Source organism: Streptomyces curacoi (assembly GCF_001513975.1).
Lineage (GTDB): Bacteria > Actinomycetota > Actinomycetes > Streptomycetales > Streptomycetaceae > Streptomyces > Streptomyces curacoi.
In genome coordinates, this window is sequence record NZ_KQ947988.1 from 29130 (window position 1) to 46317 (window position 17188).

A 17188-nucleotide genomic window follows, 5' to 3' on the forward strand; every position below is an offset into this window, starting at 1 on the left:
TCGTCCGTTTCGCAGGTGTGGGTATGCCAAACCGGGGCATGCGGGCAATCCGCAGCCGGACGCGCGTAGTTGAACGGCTGGACTAAGCCGTCGACGACTTCCTCATGGGACTGTCCTCCTCGTGACTCAACACAGTTCACCGACAGGAGGGGGTGTTACGACTCATCCTCCGACACCCCTGACGGAGGATCAGGCACCCCCTGGTGCTCGCGAGTCGGCGCCGTCCCCACGGCGCGAGACCCATTGACCCGAGCGGTTGCCGCTAACTATCTGCCATGCGCCAACTACCGACCACCGTCTTTAAATCTCAATTCAGTCACAGCTGCCGCGTAGACCTTCCAAAATCCGGACAAAGTGTTGGCGCCAAGAACGTCGCGAAACGGACGTGTTACCTGGCTATCGGGCGAGGATCTCCGCATTTCGGACACGAGGTCGGTTCTCGGCCACCCAAAAACGGCTTGCAAAAAGCCCGGGCTCCCCCATGACGGGGGAGCCCGGGCTCAAATGTCCGATACTCAGCCGTGCTTGGCGCGGCTCGCGGCGCGGGCGCGCTCGCGGGCGTCCAGGTTCACCTTGCGGATGCGAACCGCCTCCGGGGTCACTTCGACGCACTCGTCGTCACGGCAGAACTCCAGGGACTGCTCCAGCGACAGCTTGCGCGGCGGAACGATCGACTCGGCCACATCGGCCGTGGACGACCGCATGTTGGTGAGCTTCTTCTCCTTGGTGATGTTGACGTCCATGTCGTCGGAGCGCGAGTTCTCACCGATGATCATGCCCTCGTACACCTCGGTGCCCGGCTCGACGAACAGCACGCCGCGCTCCTGGAGGTTCGTCATCGCGAACGCGGTGACGGCACCGGCGCGGTCGGCGACCAGCGAGCCGTTGTTACGGGTCTGGAGAGCGCCGAACCAGGGCTCGTGGCCCTCGTGGATGGAGTGGGCGATACCCGTACCACGCGTCTGGGTCAGGAACTCGGTCCGGAACCCGATGAGACCACGGGAGGGCACGACGAACTCCATGCGCACCCAGCCGGAGCCGTGGTTGGACATGTTGTCCATACGGCCCTTGCGCACACCCATGAGCTGCGTGACGGCGCCCATGTGCTCCTCGGGCACGTCGATGGTCATGCGCTCGACGGGCTCGTAGACCTTGCCGTCGACGTCCTTCGTCACGACCTGCGGCTTGCCGACGGTGAGCTCGTAGCCCTCCCGGCGCATGGTCTCGACGAGGATGGCGAGCGCGAGCTCACCGCGGCCCTGGACCTCCCAGGCGTCGGGACGGTCGGTCTCAAGGACGCGGAGGCTGACGTTACCGATCAGCTCGCGGTCGAGGCGGTCCTTGACCTGACGGGCGGTCACCTTGCGGTCCTTGACGGCCGCCTTCGCGTCGGCGCCCTTGCCGGTGCCGCCGCGGCCGACCAGCGGGGAGGTGTTGGTGCCGATGGTCATCGAGATCGCGGGCTCGTCGACCGTGATCAGCGGCAGCGGGACCGGGTTCTCGGTGTCGGCCAGGGTCTCGCCGATCATGATGTCGGGGATACCGGCGACGGCACAGATGTCACCGGGGCCCGCCTTCTCGGCCGGCTTGCGGGTGAGCGCCTCGGTCATCATCAGCTCGGAGATCCGCACATTGCTGACGGACCCGTCGCGCTTGAGCCACGCGACCGTCTGGCCCTTCTTCAGCTCGCCCTGGTGCACACGGAGCAGGGCGATACGGCCGAGGAAGTTGTCGGCGTCGAGGTTCGTCACATGCGCCTGGAGCGGGGCGCCCTCGTCGTAGGTCGGGGCCGGGATGTGCTCCAGGATGGTCGAGAAGAACGGCTCCAGGCTGGTGGAGTCGGTGGGGACCGTCCCGTCCTCGGGCTTGGTCAGGGAGGCGATGCCGTCCCGGCCACAGGCGTAGACGATCGGGAACTCGATCTGCTCCTCGTCGGCGTCCAGGTCGAGGAAGAGGTCGTAGGTCTCGTTGACGACCTCGTCGATACGGGCGTCCGGCCGGTCCGTCTTGTTGATGCACAGGATGATCGGCAGCCGGGCCTGCAGCGCCTTGCGCAGCACGAAGCGGGTCTGCGGCAGCGGCCCCTCGGAGGCGTCGACGAGCAGGACGACCCCGTCGACCATCGACAGACCACGCTCGACCTCGCCACCGAAGTCGGCGTGGCCGGGGGTGTCGATGATGTTGATGGTGATCGGGTCCCCGCCGTCCTTGGGGTGATACTTCACCGCCGTGTTCTTGGCGAGGATCGTGATGCCCTTCTCACGCTCCAGGTCGTTCGAGTCCATCATGCGATCGTCGACCTGGTCGAGCTGGTGGGCGGCGAAGGCACCGGCCTGCTTCAGCATGCCGTCGACGATGGTGGTCTTGCCGTGGTCGACGTGGGCGACGATGGCGACGTTGCGGATGTCGTGGCGCGTGGCCATATTGCGGCGTACTCCCGGAGTGGTGAGGACGGCTCTCGCGTACATCTGTGTTACGCGGGCCCTGCCGGGCTGGACACGCCACGGCCTCACCCCATGGTACGTGGCCGCTCCCGATGGGGCTCGCCGGGATACGTCGGTGCAGGTGGGGACCCCTTTTGGGGTGCCGTGCGCGGTGGATTCCGCCGGAAGCGGCGTCTCCGCCCCGGGCCTTTGCCCACCCACCACCCGACTCGGTCGGCCAGGAGGCTGGACTCGAAAGGCCACACAGCGCCGGTTCCCACCCACAGGGGCTCGCGACTCGGCGGGCGGTCACTTCCCGGCGCCGGCCGCGTCTTTCAGCCCGTCCGGCGTTTGAGGACGAGGCCCCTTCAGGGCCGAAGCGGGGGTCTGGGGGCCGCAGGCCCCCAGGGGACGGGAATGGGTAGGGGCGGCGGGGGCGAGGAACGTCAGTTGGACGACGGGGGCGCCGACGGCCTCGTGCCCTTCTTCAGGAAGCCCATGTCCTCGTACACCGGCGTCCCGAATCCGAAGGCCCCCGCGTTCGCGACGTTCCTCTTCGCCGCCGTCAGCTGAGGGCGCTGGTACAGCGGAATCGACCCGGCCGCCGCCCAGATGCGGGAGTCCGCCTTGCGGATCAGGTTGCGGGCCTCGGACTCGTCGAGCGTGGCGATCGCCTGGTCGAAGAGCTGGTCGACCTGGTCGGTGCCGACCCGCGTGTAGTTCTGCTCGACGTTCAGGGAGCCGTCGGCGGCCGGGACCGGCTTGGCGTAGATGGGGCGGGCGTCGGTGGCGGGGTAGGCGGAGGTGGGCCAGGAGTAGAGGGCGAGATCGTACTGGCCGGACGCGATGTGGTCCTTGAAGTAGCTCTGGTCGGAGACCTTGGTGATCTCGGTGCGGATACCCACCCGCTCCAGCATGAGGCCGATCCGGTCCGCCACGGTGCGCAGCGTCTGCGAGCCCTCCCCCGACGGCACCACGAACCGCAGCGACAGCGGCTTGCCGTTCTTGGCCAGCGGCCGGGCCGCCGCGCCCGCCGGTGCGGCGGTGCCCCGGGGGGCGTACGCGCCGGGCGCCCCGCCCTGCTGCGGCAGCTGCTTGGTGCCGTACTGCTTGCCGTCGTGGGCGAGGTTCTCCCCTGTGCGGCCCTCGTCGCCGCCGTCCGCCTTGTTGTCCTCCCCGACGATGTACGTCCCGTCGTCCCCGCCCGCCGACTCCGACTCCTTCTCGCCTTTCTCCGCCTTCTCAGACTTCTCCGGCTTCTTCTCCTCTTTCTCCGCCTTCTCGCCCTTCTCCTTCTCGCCCTTCTCGCCCTTCTCGCCCTTCTCGCCCTTCTCGCCGTTCCCGGTCTTCCCGCCACTCTCGTCTTTCTCGGCCTTATCGGCCTTCTTCCCCTCCGCCCCCGCCGCCTTCTCCCCCTTCTTGCCTTCCTCCCCCTTCTCCCCCTTCGCCGCCTTCTCGGCGTCCCCGCCCTCCTTGATCGCCCCACCCCGCACCCAACCCGCATCCGCGAGCAACGCCTGTGCCTCCGCGGTGTCCGGCTCCCCGATCGCACCGCTGTTGTCCGCGTACGCGGCCTGGCCGGACAGCGCCAGATGGCTGCCGACCGGCTCGGCGGGCAGGCCGAGCGGGGCGAGGACCAGCTTCGCCAGCTCCTCGCGGTCGATCGCGCGCGCCACGGCCCGCCGTACCCGCTCGTCGGCGAGCGGCCCGTCGGCGCCGTTGAGGGCGAGCTGGGTGTACGCCGGTTCCAGGGACTTGCGCACCTCGAAGCCCCGGAACGCCGCCTCGTCCCGCAGCTGCTCGGGGGTCTTCTTGCGCCGGTCCGGGCCCATCAGCGGCGTACCGGAGGCGCTGGCGCCGGCACTGACGCCGGCACCAGTGGTCGCGGGGCGGGGAGGCGCGGCGAGCGCGATGCGCCGGGCCGCGGTGGGGTCGATCTCGGCCAGGTCGAGCCGCCCGGCGGCCAGCTCGGCGGCCCGCTGGTCGCGCGGCACGGCCCGCAGCACGATCTCGTTCAGCTTGGCCCGCTGCCCCCACCAGCGCGGATTGCGGGTGAGCCGGATCTCGTCGTCCTTGCGGTCGATTTTCTTCACGGCGAACGGCCCGGCACTGACCTTCAGCTTCCGCCGCGCCCCGTCGTTGAACGAGTCCGGCGTGCCCATGACCTCCTTCGGGTACAGCGGCGAGAACAGCGACCGCCAGTCGGCGTACGGCTGCCCGAAGGTGACCCGCACTTCCAGGTCGTTGTCACCGCGCTCGATCTTCTCGATCCGGTCGTACCCGGCGTTGCGGGCGGTCCAGTAGGCGCTGTCCTTGCCGGACAGGGCCCGCCACTGGGCGGCGAAGTCGGCGGCGCCGATCTCGCGGCCGTCGCTCCAGACGGCCTGCTGGTTGAGCTTGTACAGGACGACCTGCTTGGGCTCGGTCTCGACGATCTTGGCGGACTCCAGGTAGTCCGGATTGCGCTCCGGCCGCCCGCTCTGGTCGAGCCGGAACATCGACGGCAGGGTGGCCTGCGCGATCCGGGTCGTGGTGGCGTCGGCGTCCGACTGGAAGGTGTTCAGCGTCTCGGGTACGGCGTCCACGGCCCACCGCAGCGTGCCGCCCTCGGCGATCTGGGCCCGGCCGGCCGGGGCGATGTCCTGCCCGGCCAGCGGCTTCCCGGCCGGGTCGGGGTCGCTGCATCCGGCGAGGACGGAGACCGCGAGCCCACCCGCAGTGAGGTAGGCGACAGAGCGCATGACCGCGCGAGAGGGCCTGGATCCGATGCCGTGGGACATCACTGCGTACCTCCGGGGAGCGGCTCCCGCCGGTGACAATTAGTGCGTTCTGATCACGTTTGGCGGTATTTTGGAGCTGATCAGATCTAAGGCCCTCCACTGAAGAGGAATGGATTCGCCAGCCGGAGCCGACACGGCGGCGGGGGCGCGCAAGCCCACCCGGGCGGAGCAACGCAACCCCCCGCACTCCCCCGACTCCCCGGCGTACACAGAGCGCGTGCGGGCGCGCGTCGGAGGCGTGCAATCCGCCAATCGCTGCACATGCCTTCACATCGGCACGTGTGACGCGCAACACTCGCAGGCGCATGAACGTTGCCACCCAGGGCCGAAGGGCCCGCGGAAGTGAGGTCACGTCATGTCCGTGCAAGACGACCTGACAGCTGTCCAGCGCTGCCTCGACGACCTGTCCCGGTCCGTGGGCCGCTTGGAGAAGCAGCTCGGTACCGGCGGGCTTGAGATGCGCCGCGTCCGTACCGACGCCAACCATCTGCGCGAGAGCGTCGCGCTGCTGCGGGACGCGGCCCAGAGCCCCGCCACGCAGCGCAAACCGGAGCTCGTCACCATTCCCGACACGCCGTACGACGACTCGCTGTGGATCGACACCGACGACGAGGGGCTCGGCGCCCGGGACCGCCGCGCCCCCTGAACCCTCCCCCCGACCCGACCGGAGTCATGCATTGGCCACTGGTACGGAACCACATCTGAACAGCGGCGGCGTACACACCGGTACGCGCGCCGCGATCGCCGCCCCGCATCTGCGGACCGACCGCTGGTGGCTGGCCCCGGCCGCCACCGCGGCCGGTCTGCTGGCCTTCGTCGTGTACTCGACGTGGCGGGCCTTCGCCAACGCGGACTACTACGCGGCGCCGTACGTCTCCCCGTTCTACTCGCCCTGTCTGGCCGAGAACTGCGAGCCCATGCGCGCCGGGCCGAACTGGGACCTGTTCGGGAGCTGGTGGGGCGTCTCCCCCGCGATCATCATCCTGATCTTCCCGCTCGGCTTCCGCCTGACCTGCTACTACTACCGCAAGGCCTACTACCGCGGCTTCTGGATGTCGCCCCCGGCCTGCGCGGTGGCGGAGCCGCACAAGAAGTACACCGGTGAGACCCGCTTCCCGCTGGTCCTGCAGAACATCCACCGGTACTTCTTCTACGCCGCGATCCCGGTCGCCGGGATCCTGACGTACGACACGGTGCTCGCCTTCCGCGACGAGAACTACGAGTGGGGCCACATGGGCCTCGGCACGCTCGTCTTCCTCGTCAACATCGTGCTGATCTGGGCGTACACCCTCTCCTGTCACTCCTGCCGGCACATCGTCGGCGGCAAGCTCAAACACTTCTCCAAGCACCCGGTGCGCTACCGGATGTGGCAGTGGGTCGGGAAGCTCAACGCCCGTCACATGCTGCTCGCCTGGACGTCGCTGGTGAGCGTGGCGCTCGCCGACTTCTACGTCTATCTCGTCGCGTCCGGGGTCTTCGACGATCCGCGCTTCTTCTAATCGTGAGTGGGGACTGAACTGATGTCCGTGGTCGAACGGCAGGAGTGGGACGTCGTCGTGGTCGGCGCCGGGGGCGCGGGCCTGCGTGCCGCGATCGAGGCGCGCGAGCGGGGCGCCCGTACGGCCGTGATCTGCAAGTCGCTGTTCGGCAAGGCGCACACCGTGATGGCCGAGGGCGGCATCGCGGCCGCCATGGCCAACGCCAACGAGCACGACAACTGGCAGGTCCACTTCCGCGACACCATGCGCGGCGGCAAGTTCCTCAACCAGTGGCGGATGGCCGAACTGCACGCGCAGGAGGCGCCGGACCGGGTGTGGGAGCTGGAGACCTGGGGCGCGCTCTTCGACCGCACCAAGGACGGCCGTATCTCCCAGCGCAACTTCGGCGGCCACGAGTACCCGCGCCTCGCGCACGTCGGCGACCGCACCGGCCTGGAGCTGATCCGCACGCTCCAGCAGAAGATCGTCTCGCTCCAGCAGGAGGACCACAAGGAGACCGGCGACTACGAGTCCCGGCTGAAGGTCTTCCAGGAGTGCACGGTCACGCGGATCCTGAAAGACGGCGGCCGGGTCTCCGGGGTCTTCGCCTACGAGCGCGAGACCGGCCGTTTCTTCGTCCTCGAAGCCCCGGCCGTCGTGATCGCGACGGGCGGCATCGGCAAGTCCTTCAAGGTGACGTCGAACTCCTGGGAGTACACCGGCGACGGTCACGCGCTGGCGCTGCTCGCCGGGGCACCGCTGCTGAACATGGAGTTCGTGCAGTTCCACCCGACGGGCATGGTCTGGCCGCCGTCGGTGAAGGGCATCCTGGTCACGGAGTCGGTGCGTGGCGACGGAGGGGTGCTGCGCAACTCCGAGGGCAAGCGGTTCATGTTCGACTACATCCCCGACGTCTTCAAGGAGAAGTACGCCGAGTCGGAGGAGGAGGGCGACCGCTGGTACGAGGACCCGGACAACAACCGGCGGCCTCCTGAACTGCTCCCCCGCGACGAGGTGGCGCGGGCGATCAACGCCGAGGTGAAGGCGGGCCGTGGTTCCCCGCACGGCGGTGTGTTCCTGGACGTCTCCACCCGCATGCCGGCCGAGGTCATCAAGCGCCGGCTGCCCTCCATGTACCACCAGTTCAAGGAGCTGGCGGACGTGGACATCACGGCCGAGCCCATGGAGGTCGGGCCGACCTGTCACTACGTCATGGGCGGCATCGCGGTCGACTCCGAGACCGCGGCGGCGCGCGGGGTGCCGGGCCTGTACGCGGCCGGTGAGGTGGCCGGGGGCATGCACGGCTCCAACCGCCTCGGCGGGAACTCCCTGTCCGACCTGCTGGTCTTCGGCCGCCGGGCGGGCTGGCACGCCGCCGAGTACGCGGCCGCGCAGGCCTTCGAACGCCCCGCGGTCAGCGACCTGGAGGTCGACACGGCCGCCGCGGAGGCGCTGCGCCCCTTCTCGGCGGAGGGACCGGCCGGGGGCGAGCGCGAAGGACGCCCGCCGGAGAACCCGTACACCCTCCACCAGGAGCTCCAGCAGACCATGAACGACCTCGTCGGCATCATCCGCCGCGAGGGCGAGATGGAGCAGGCCCTGGAGAAGCTCGCGGATCTTCGGGTACGCGCCCGCCGGGCCGGCGTCGAGGGCCACCGCCAGTTCAACCCGGGCTGGCATCTCGCGCTCGACCTGCGCAACATGCTGCTGGTCAGCGAGTGCGTGGCGCGGGCGGCGCTGGAGCGCACGGAGTCGCGCGGCGGCCACACCCGCGAGGACCATCCGACGATGGACCGCAAGTGGCGCAACATCAACCTGCTGTGCCGGCTGGCCGATCCGACGGGCGGCCTGGCGGCCACCGACCCCGAACACGGGCAGATCACCCTCGTACGAGAGACCACCGACCCCGTCCGCCCCGACCTGCTCGCTCTCTTCGACAAGGAGGAGCTGGTCAAGTACCTCGCCGAAGAGGAGCTGTACCAGTGAGCAGCTACGAGGCCCGCTTCAAGGTGTGGCGGGGCGATGTGCAGGGCGGCGGCCTGGAGGACTTCAAGGTCGAGGTGAACGAGGGCGAGGTGGTCCTGGACATCATCCACCGCCTCCAGGCCACTCAGGCGCCCGACCTGGCCGTCCGCTGGAACTGCAAGGCGGGCAAGTGCGGTTCGTGCTCCGCCGAGATCAACGGGCGGCCACGGCTGATGTGCATGACGCGGATGTCGGTGTTCGAGCGCGAGGAGACGATCACCGTCACACCGCTGCGGGCGTTCCCGGTCGTACGGGACCTGGTCACAGACGTCGGCTTCAACTACGAGAAGGCACGGCAGGTCCCGTCCTTCGTGCCGCCGGCGGACCTCGGCCCCGGCGAGTACCGGATGATGCAGGAGGACGTGGACCGCTCGCAGGAGTTCCGCAAGTGCATCGAGTGCTTCCTGTGCCAGGACACCTGCCATGTGGTCCGCGACCACGAGGAGAACAAACGGGCGTTCGCGGGTCCGCGCTTCCTGATGCGGGTGGCGGAACTGGACATGCACCCGCTCGACGCGGCCGCCGAGACCGGTCTCGACCGCAAAGCGACGGCCCAGGAGGAGCACGGCCTCGGCTACTGCAACATCACCAAGTGCTGCACGGAGGTCTGCCCCGAGGGCATCAAGATCACCGACAATGCGCTGATCCCCCTGAAGGAACGGGCCGTCGACCGCAAGTACGACCCGTTGGTGTGGCTGGGGTCGAAGATCAGGAGGCGTTCCTCGTAGCGGGCTCGCGGGGAGTACGGCCCGGTCGCTGGGCGAGCATCTGGAGGGCCAGGCCCACGAAGAACACCGCCTGGCCGGCGATCCCGTGCATGCCGGTCACCTTCCCACGAGCTCCAGCGCGTGCACCAGGTTGGACTCCGCGATCGCCCGCATGGGGCCGGGCCGGGGGAAGTCGCCGTCGAGCAGGCGCAGGGGGCCGGCGACCAGGCCGAGGTGCATGGACAGGCGGTAGAGGCGCAGGCGGGCCTCGTCGAGGCCGGGGGCGCGCAGGGCGTCGTAGTGGCGGCCGAAGCGGAGCTGGAGGAAGACGTGCTCCTGCTCGACGTCGAAGTACATCAGGCTCTCGATGTCGATCAGGGCCGGCCGGCCGTCGGGTGTCAGCAGGACGTGGTCCGGGCCGAGTTCGCCGTGGATGAGGCGGTGGCGGGCGCGGGGCCGGACCTCGGCGGCCAGCTTGTGGATCTCCTCCACCAGGGCCTCGCGTGCGGCGGCGGCCCGCGGCTCGCGCGCGGCGATCTCCTCGATGCCGCGCAGCGCCCCCTCGGTGACCCGCGCCTGGCACGAGGTGCCGTACGAGGAACCGCCGTTGTCGACGAGGGCGACCTTGCCGAAGCCGGCGGGGCTCGCGCAGGCGTGCATCCGGTCGAGTGCTTCGGCCAGTCGTCGCAGCGGCAGCTGGGCGCTCCGGGGATCGCGGGCCAGTGCCGCCTCCAGGCTGTCGCCGCGGAGGTCCTCCACGATCGCCGACCGGGCCGGGAGGTGGACGCGGTCCGGGTCGGCGTACAGGAGGCGGGGTGTGCGGACGCCGGCCGCGGTCAGGCGGTCGTGCGCCGCGGTGAACAGGTCGAGGCCGGTGCCGTGGGAGAAGGGATCGCGGAGGTCGGAGGGGCCGGCGTCCCAGTGGTCCTCGTCGGCGGACCAGACGTAGGCGATGACGGTGGAGCGGTCGTCGAGGGTGAGGCGGTAGACGCCCTTCTTCGAGCCGCCCGGCAGCCGGGTCACGGCCGTGAGGGTGCGGGTGGGCCCGAGGGCCGCGCGGGTGAGAGGGGCGAAGTCGGCGGCGGTCAGCAGGCGTCGTCCGGTGGTCATTGCACGCAGTCTTCCCGATACGCCGCCCGGCCGCCTCGGACTTTCTTCCCCGGACGCACCCCGGTCGCGCGGGAGCATTCCTGCTCATACGCTCCGAAATATGACGTCATCCTTGATCCGGGGCCGGCCGCGGCGTGGCACCTCGCACATATCGGTGCGGGTGGTGCATGCCCTGGTGGGCGGGCTGATCGGGATGGTGTGGCTGGTGCTGCCCGGGATGACGATCGCAAGCGGGGGGCCGGTCGCGGGCGGTGGCGGTGCGGACCGGCCCGTCGCCGGTGCCGTGCCCCAGGGGCAGGACGAGGAGACCTCCGCTGCCGATCTGGTGCTGCCGGTAATGGCCGTTGTCGTGGCGGGGGTGCTCGCGGGGTACGGGCTCGTGCGGCGCAGGCGGCGGGCGCGGGAGCGTACGACACCCGGTGGGGCGCCGGTTCGGGAAGCGGAGCCGCCCGTCGGGGAACTCGACGAGCGGGCGCGGGCCTTGCTGGTCGAGGCCGATGACTGGGTGCGGGTCGGCCGGGAGGAGCTCGGGTTCGCCGAGGGGCGGTTCGGGGCGGAGGGAGTCGAGCCGTTCGCACGGGCTCTGCGGGACGCGGAAGGCGAGCTGGCGGTCGCGTTCCGGATGCGGTGGCAGTACGAGGGAGGAGTTCCGGACGAGAGCGCGGCTCGGCGGCATGTCCTTGCGGGGATCGTGGGGCGGTGCGCGGAGGCGGGGCGGCTGCTGGATGCGCAGGCCGCCGCGTTCGACCAGCTGCGGGGGCTGGAGGAGGGCCTGGGCGGCGGGCTGGGCGAGGCGCTGGCCGTCGCCGAGGCCCGGTTTCGGGAGCTGACCGGGCGTGCCGGGGGTACCGACGCGACCCTCGGCGAGCTCGCCGAGCGGTACGCCCCCTCCGCCACCGCCGCCGTCACGGGCCATGTCGAACAGGCCAAGGACCGGCTGGTGTTCGCCACCACACGCCTCAACCAGGCCCGTCAGCTCGCCGACGCGGGAGAGAACGAGCGGGCCGCGGGCCGGCTGCGGGCGGCCGAGGGCGCCATCGCCCAGGCCGCCGTCCTCATCGACGGCGTCGACCGGCTCGCCGGGGAGCTCGCGACGGCCGCGACGATGGTGCCGGCCGCGCTGACCGGCGGGGAGGCGGAGATCGCCGGGGCGCGGGAGTCGCTGACGGGGGTGACAGACCCGTACCGGGAGGACCCGTACGCGGACGTCCCTCCCGGTGAGCTGCGCGCCCGTGTCGCCCATGCCGACCTCGTCCTGGCCGGCGTACGGGAAGAGCTGACCTCAGGGCCGTACGACCCCCTCGACCTGCTGCGGCGGATCGTGCGGGCCGTCGCGCCCGTCGTCGCGGGGCGGGCCGGAGTGATTCCGGCCGCCGCTCTGTGCTGCGCGCACAGTGCGGTGGCCGGTGCGGACGATGTGGTCGCGACGCATCGGGCGGCGGTGAGCGATGAGGCGCGTACCCGGCTGGCGGAGGCGCGGCGGCTGCTCGCTCCGCCGGCGTCCATGGCCCCCGGCCGGGCTGTGCGTCGGGAGCTCGACGACCTGCTCGCCGCCGACACCCTGGCGCGACAGGCCCGCGAGCTGGCCGAGCAGGACGTGCGCGTGCACGGCCATCCCATCGACGGCCCGGACAAGGACGTGAACGGACTCGCCGGAGCCGTCCTCGGAGGGGTCCTGCTGGGCGGGGAGCCACACGGCGGCCCACCCGCCGCCTTCGGCGGACCCCGCACGCGGGGGCGACGCGGCGACACGGACGGCACCTGAGGGGGCGCGGCGGCAGGGCCACTGGCCGCCGGACCCGCGAGTCCGTTCTCGCCACCGCGCAGCGCCAGTTCGAACCACACCGTCCTGCGACGCGGTGTGCGCCGGGGCCCCGGGCGGCACTGAGCAGGCCGACCAGCGGCAGACCTCGGCCCGCGCCTGAGCGCTCGCGGCGGCAGCTCGATGACCGAACGGATCCGCGAGCCCGTTCCCCCCGCCGGGCAGCGGCAGTTCGAACCACACCGTCCTGCCGCGCGGGGTGCGCCGAGAGCCCCAGGCGGAACTGAGCAGGCCAGGGCCGCCCCCCCGTCCGTGTCACGGGCACGGCGGCGGCGCGGTGGCAGGCTCGCTGTCCGCCGAGGGCCGCGCGCCGTCCCGCGTGCGCGGCGGGCTCAGAACAGGCTCAGCAGGGCCTCCGCGGGGTCCGCGAGTCCGTTCTCGCCGCCGGGCAGGGGGAGTTCGAACCAGACCGTCTTGCCGCGCGGGGTGCGCCGGGAGCCCCACGCGGCGCTGAGCAGGCCGACCAGTTGCAGGCCTCGGCCGCCCTCGTCCGTGTCGCGGGCGCGGCGGCGGCGCGGTTGGACCAGGCCGGAGTCCCAGACCTCGCACACCAGGGTGCGGTCCAGCAGGAGGCGCAGTCTGATCTCGCCCTCGCCGTAGCGCAGGGCGTTCGTGACAAGTTCGCTGACCAGGAGTTCCGCGGTGTCGACCAGGGGCTCCAGGTCCCATGACAGCAGCTGGCCGCGGGCGTACTCACGGGCGCGGCCCACGCTGCGCGGCTCGCGCGGGAGGGTCCAGTCGCCGACCGACTCGGCGGGCAGGCCCTGGACGCGGGCCATCAGCAGGGCGATGTCGTCCTCGCCGTGGTGGGAGTCGAGGGTGTTGAGGACGTGGTCGCAGACGTCCTCAAGGGGGCGCGTCGGGTCGGTGAGCGCGCCGACGAAGGCTTGGAGGCCCTCGTCCAGGGGGTGGTCGCGGGACTCGACCAGTCCATCCGTGTAGAGGGCCAGCAGCGCGCCCTCGGGCAGTTCGACCTCCACCTCCTCGAACGGCTCCCCGCCCACGCCCAGCGGCATCCCCGGCGGCACGTCCAGCATCAGCGCCGACTCACCGGGTTCGACGAGGACCGGCGGCAGATGGCCGGCGTTGGCGAAGGTGCAGCGGCGCGTGACCGAGTCGTAGACGGCGTACACGCAGGTCGCCAGGTACACCTCGGACAGGTCCTTCTCGCGGGGGCGGCGGGCCGCGCGGGTGGCCTGCTGGACGCCGCCGGGGGCGCCCAGGCCGCGTGCGATCTCGTCCAACGCGGAGAGGACTTCGGCGGGTTCGAGGTCGAGGAGGGCCAGTGTTCGTACGGCCGAACGGAGTTCGCCCATCGCGACGGCCGCGCGCAGACCTCGGCCCATGACGTCCCCGACGACCAACGCCGTGCGGTGGCCGGGGAGTTCTATGACGTCGAACCAGTCACCGCCCACCTCGCTCGGCCGGTCGGAGGAGGAGTTGCCCGGCAGGTAGCGGCACGCGATGTCCAGGCCGGACGCGACCGGGTCCCCCGGCGGCAGCAGGGACCGTTGCAGTATCAGCGCGCGCTCGTGCTCACGCCGGTACAGGCGGGCGTTGTCGATGCACACCGCCGCGCGCGCCGCCAGTTCCACCGCGAGGTCGCGGTCCCGGTCGCCGAACGGCTCGCTGCCCTTCGTCCGGGCGAACTGCACCAGTCCTACGACCGTGTCGTGGGCGACCATCGGCACGGCGAGCGTGGACTGGACGAGGCCGCCGTCCTCGGCGGGGACGATCTGCGGGCGGGCCGTGCGCAGGGCGTCCGCGCAGGGCGAGTTGAAGGGGTAGTGGTGGACGGCGCCGACCGCGACGGGGGCGCCGGTGCCGGTGAAGGGGGCGTCGGAGACCGCGCTGGCGAAGGCGACGCGGCGCAGTTCCGCGCTGCCGTCGGCGAGGCCCGGCGGGGTCTCGTCGCCGGCCAGCAGGCCCTGGTAGAGGTCGACGGTCGCCAGGTCGCAGAAGCCGGGGACCACGACGTCGAGGAGTTCGCGCGCCGTGGTCTCCAGGTCGAGGGAGTTGCCGATGCGGGCACCGGCCTCGTTCAGCAGGGCGAGATTGCGCCGGGCGGCGGCGGCCTCGCGGGCGGCGGCGCGGCGGGCGGTGATGTCGGTTCCGAGCCAGGCGATGCCGATGGGACGGCCGCTGCCGCTGCGCACCCGGTAGAGGTTGATGGACCAGTGGCGGCGTTCGTCGGAGCCGGGCAGGAAGCCCGTGACGTGCATGTCGGTGATGGCGTCGCCGTTCTCCAGGACGCGGCGCAGGGTGGCCACGACCCGGTCGGCCTCGGGGCGGGGGAGATAGTCGTGGACGCCACGGCCGCGGTGGTCGTCCGGTGTGCCGCCGAAGAGGGAGGCGAACCGCTGGTTGACGCGACGGACCTTCAGTTCGGGGTCGATCAGCACGAAGCCGAACGGAGATTGACCGAAAATGGCCTGCGAGGCGGCGAGGTCGGTCTCCATCCGGCGGAGTGTGCGGACATCGACGACGATGCATACGGCGGCCTTCTCGCCGTCCTCGGTCCGCGTCGGCATGACGTACACCTCGGCGAGACCGTCCTTGCCGGGCCCGCCCTCGCCGTCGTCCGGCATCCGGAAGGGGACCACGCCGGTCCACTCCCGCCCGTCGAGGATCTCGGCCATCTTGCGCTGGCCCTGCTCACGCAGGTCGGGATCGATGAACGCCTCGATGGGGTCCATGCCGACGGCACGCTCGGCCGGGATGCCGAAGAGCTGCTCGGCGCGCAGGCTCCACTGGTCGACCAGGCCGTCGGGGCCGATGGAGAAGGACGCGACCTTGATGTAGTCGTAGATCGAGCCGGGCGGACTGCTCTGCCAGAGGGGGTCCCCCGGGCGAGCCTCGTCGAAGGGGAATCCGGGGTCCGGGCCCGGGCCCGGGCTCGGGTTCGGATGCGGATGCGGATGCGGGTTCGGGTTCGGATTCGGGTCGGCGGAGGGGGCCCGTGTCCCGCGAGAGCCCTGTGAGCCGTGGGAGCCCTGTATGTCGTAGGCCCGCTCTCCCCCGGCCTTCGCCCTCGCGCCGTCCGACGGGTCCTCGGACCCCGTGGCCTTCGCTGGTATCTCGCTCACGCGAACCGTCCCCTCCAGCTCACCGCGTCCGGCACCGGTCACCGGCGGCGGCTGCCCGCAGTATCCAGCACTACGGCCCGCCACAACACGGTGTTCACGATCACAGCACGGTCCCGATGGTTTTCGGTCCCGGCCGCGGAAACACTTCCAGTCTTCTAACCAGCGGACACGCAGTCGAATCACGCGGTTCGCCAACTGCCACTGGCCTGAACCATCCGTTCGACAGCGCGGGAGGGGGCGTACACCGCCGGGGCCGGCTACTGACGGGTTGTGGAGCGGGTCACTCCGGCACCGTGAGTTCGAACCACACCGTCTTGCCCGTGTTCCGGCCCGGCCTGGTCCCCCAGCGGCGCGAGGAGTGGGCCACGAGTTGGAGTCCTCGGCCACTCTCGTCCTCGGGGCGGGCGACGCGTTCGCGGGGCGGGTCGGGGAGGGGGTCGGAGACCTCGACCAGGAGGACGTCGCCGAGCACGACGGGGCGCACCAGCCGCACCCCGATGGGGCCCGTGGCGTGCCTCAGGGAGTTGGTCACCAGCTCGCTGACCAGCAGCACCGCGAGGTCGGCGAGGCTGTCCAGGCCCCAGTCGCGCAGCCGGCCGCGAACGGCGGCCCGCGCGGCGCGGACGGCGCCCGCCTCCGCGGGGAAGGTCCACTCGGCGCGGTCGCCCTCGGTGTCGATCACGCCGATCACTTCCCAGGCCCGTGCGTCCACCCATGTCCGGTTTCGTGGGGTTAATGGGCACATACCCGATATTCGGGGAGCAGTACCGCGTGAGGGTGGGCATGCCAGGGGACGCCAGCGGACGCCAGGCAGTGAAGTCGGGCAGTCAGGACGGCGACCGCGGGTCCCCCGCCCCCAGCAGCACCGCCACCTCACGAACGGCCGGCACGTCCTGGTCCAGCCAGTCCACGTCCCACAGTTCCGCGGCAGTCAGCCAGCGCAGCGCATCGTGATCCTGGAGGGGCTTGGGGTCGGCGGCGCCGGGGAGGAGGCGGGCGGTCCACACATGCAGGACGTAGGGCGGCTTCAGCGGCCACACCCCCGGCACCCGCCCGAGCACCTCGGCCTCCACGCCGAGTTCCTCCCGCAGCTCCCGCACGAGCGCCTCCTCGGGCGTCTCCCCGGGCTCGACTTTCCCCCCGGGCAGCTCCCAGCGCCCGGCCAGCTCCTCGGGCGCGCTACGGCGTGCCGCGAGCAGTCGGCCCCCTTCCAGCAGCGCGGCGCCGACCACGATCCGTTCCGTCATGCGCCGGAGCCTACGGGAGGCGCGGAGTCGCGGAGGCGCGGAGTCTCGGAGGCGCGGAGTCGTCAGCTGTCCGCGCCGTCCCCGTTCTGAGCGATCCGCTCGACCCAGTACAGCTGCTTGTGTCCGCGACCGTCGAGGCTGTCCGCGATCTTCTGGGCCTCCGCCCGTGTCGCGTACCGGCCCACGCGGTAGCGGTTGCCGTTGTCGTCCTGCCGGACGACGAGCCAGGGAAGAGTGATCGTGCTGTCGTTCATCGCGCCCCACTGCTCCTTCCCGCCCACGACCGCCCGAGTCCCGCTCGCGGCCTGTGCCGTGCCCCGCCCGCTAAGGAAACCGCAATCCGCATATGCCCGAGCCTACGCCTAACCTTTACGCAGCGAATACGGCTTTTCACAAAGAGGTACGCAACCAGCCAAGCCGCAGGGGGCGCACGGCAATGAGTGCGCCGTGCACCGAGGTCGATGCATCCGGTCACGGGCATGCCGCACATGCCCGCCTCGACCTGGGAAG

The 17188-nt window shown here is 71.1% G+C and carries 12 protein-coding genes; 5 read left to right on the forward strand and 7 right to left on the reverse strand.

The genetic code is table 11. From position 1 onward, the window contains the following. Positions 1–515 precede the first annotated feature (515 nt). Complete coding sequence (typA, locus tag AQI70_RS16845) at positions 516–2423, reverse strand: translational GTPase TypA (RefSeq protein ID WP_062150190.1); 1908 nt, start codon at positions 2421–2423, stop codon at positions 516–518. Positions 2424–2869: 446 nt separating this feature from the next. Further along, positions 2870–5203, reverse strand: a complete 2334-nt coding sequence (locus AQI70_RS16850) for an ABC transporter family substrate-binding protein (protein ID WP_062150193.1) — start codon at positions 5201–5203, stop codon at positions 2870–2872. Between the two features lie 355 nt (positions 5204–5558). Here AQI70_RS16850 and AQI70_RS16855 point away from each other — a divergent pair, with 355 nt between their 5' ends. From AQI70_RS16855 to AQI70_RS16870, 4 genes are read left to right on the forward strand one after another with little or no spacing between them, the layout of a single operon-like run. Further along, positions 5559–5849, forward strand: a complete 291-nt coding sequence (locus tag AQI70_RS16855; RefSeq protein ID WP_062150196.1) for a hypothetical protein — start codon at positions 5559–5561, stop codon at positions 5847–5849. 31 nt (positions 5850–5880) lie between these two features. Further along, the gene (locus tag AQI70_RS16860) at positions 5881–6702 is read left to right on the forward strand and encodes a hypothetical protein (RefSeq protein WP_062150198.1); all 822 of its coding nucleotides are present in this window, start codon (positions 5881–5883) and stop codon (positions 6700–6702) included. A 21-nt stretch (positions 6703–6723) separates the two neighbouring features. Continuing rightward, complete coding sequence (locus AQI70_RS16865) at positions 6724–8667, forward strand: fumarate reductase/succinate dehydrogenase flavoprotein subunit (RefSeq protein WP_062150202.1); 1944 nt, start codon at positions 6724–6726, stop codon at positions 8665–8667. Then, complete coding sequence (locus tag AQI70_RS16870) at positions 8664–9434, forward strand: succinate dehydrogenase/fumarate reductase iron-sulfur subunit (protein WP_062150211.1); 771 nt, start codon at positions 8664–8666, stop codon at positions 9432–9434. Before AQI70_RS16865 ends, AQI70_RS16870 begins: the two co-directional genes overlap by 4 nt. Before the next feature lie 96 nt (positions 9435–9530). Here AQI70_RS16870 and AQI70_RS16875 read toward each other — a convergent pair whose 3' ends face one another. Next, positions 9531–10523: a phosphotransferase gene (locus AQI70_RS16875; protein ID WP_062150213.1), complete on the reverse strand. Its 993-nt coding sequence runs from the start codon at positions 10521–10523 to the stop codon at positions 9531–9533. A 100-nt stretch (positions 10524–10623) separates the two neighbouring features. Here AQI70_RS16875 and AQI70_RS16880 point away from each other — a divergent pair, with 100 nt between their 5' ends. Then, positions 10624–12288 (forward strand): hypothetical protein, encoded by a 1665-nt coding sequence (locus AQI70_RS16880; RefSeq protein ID WP_062150216.1) that lies wholly within the window; start codon positions 10624–10626, stop codon positions 12286–12288. A gap of 389 nt (positions 12289–12677) precedes the next feature. Here AQI70_RS16880 and AQI70_RS16885 read toward each other — a convergent pair whose 3' ends face one another. The 4 genes from AQI70_RS16885 to AQI70_RS16900 form a co-directional block, all read right to left on the reverse strand. Continuing rightward, positions 12678–15431 (reverse strand): SpoIIE family protein phosphatase, encoded by a 2754-nt coding sequence (locus AQI70_RS16885; protein WP_062150219.1) that lies wholly within the window; start codon positions 15429–15431, stop codon positions 12678–12680. A gap of 280 nt (positions 15432–15711) precedes the next feature. Further along, positions 15712–16176 (reverse strand): ATP-binding protein, encoded by a 465-nt coding sequence (locus AQI70_RS16890; RefSeq protein WP_425264618.1) that lies wholly within the window; start codon positions 16174–16176, stop codon positions 15712–15714. A gap of 82 nt (positions 16177–16258) precedes the next feature. Then, the gene (locus AQI70_RS16895; RefSeq protein WP_062150225.1) at positions 16259–16678 is read right to left on the reverse strand and encodes a (deoxy)nucleoside triphosphate pyrophosphohydrolase; all 420 of its coding nucleotides are present in this window, start codon (positions 16676–16678) and stop codon (positions 16259–16261) included. 62 nt (positions 16679–16740) lie between these two features. Then, positions 16741–16932, reverse strand: coding sequence for an SPOR domain-containing protein (locus AQI70_RS16900; protein ID WP_062150228.1), 192 nt, complete (start codon positions 16930–16932; stop codon positions 16741–16743). Between the last annotated feature and the right edge of the window lie 256 nt (positions 16933–17188).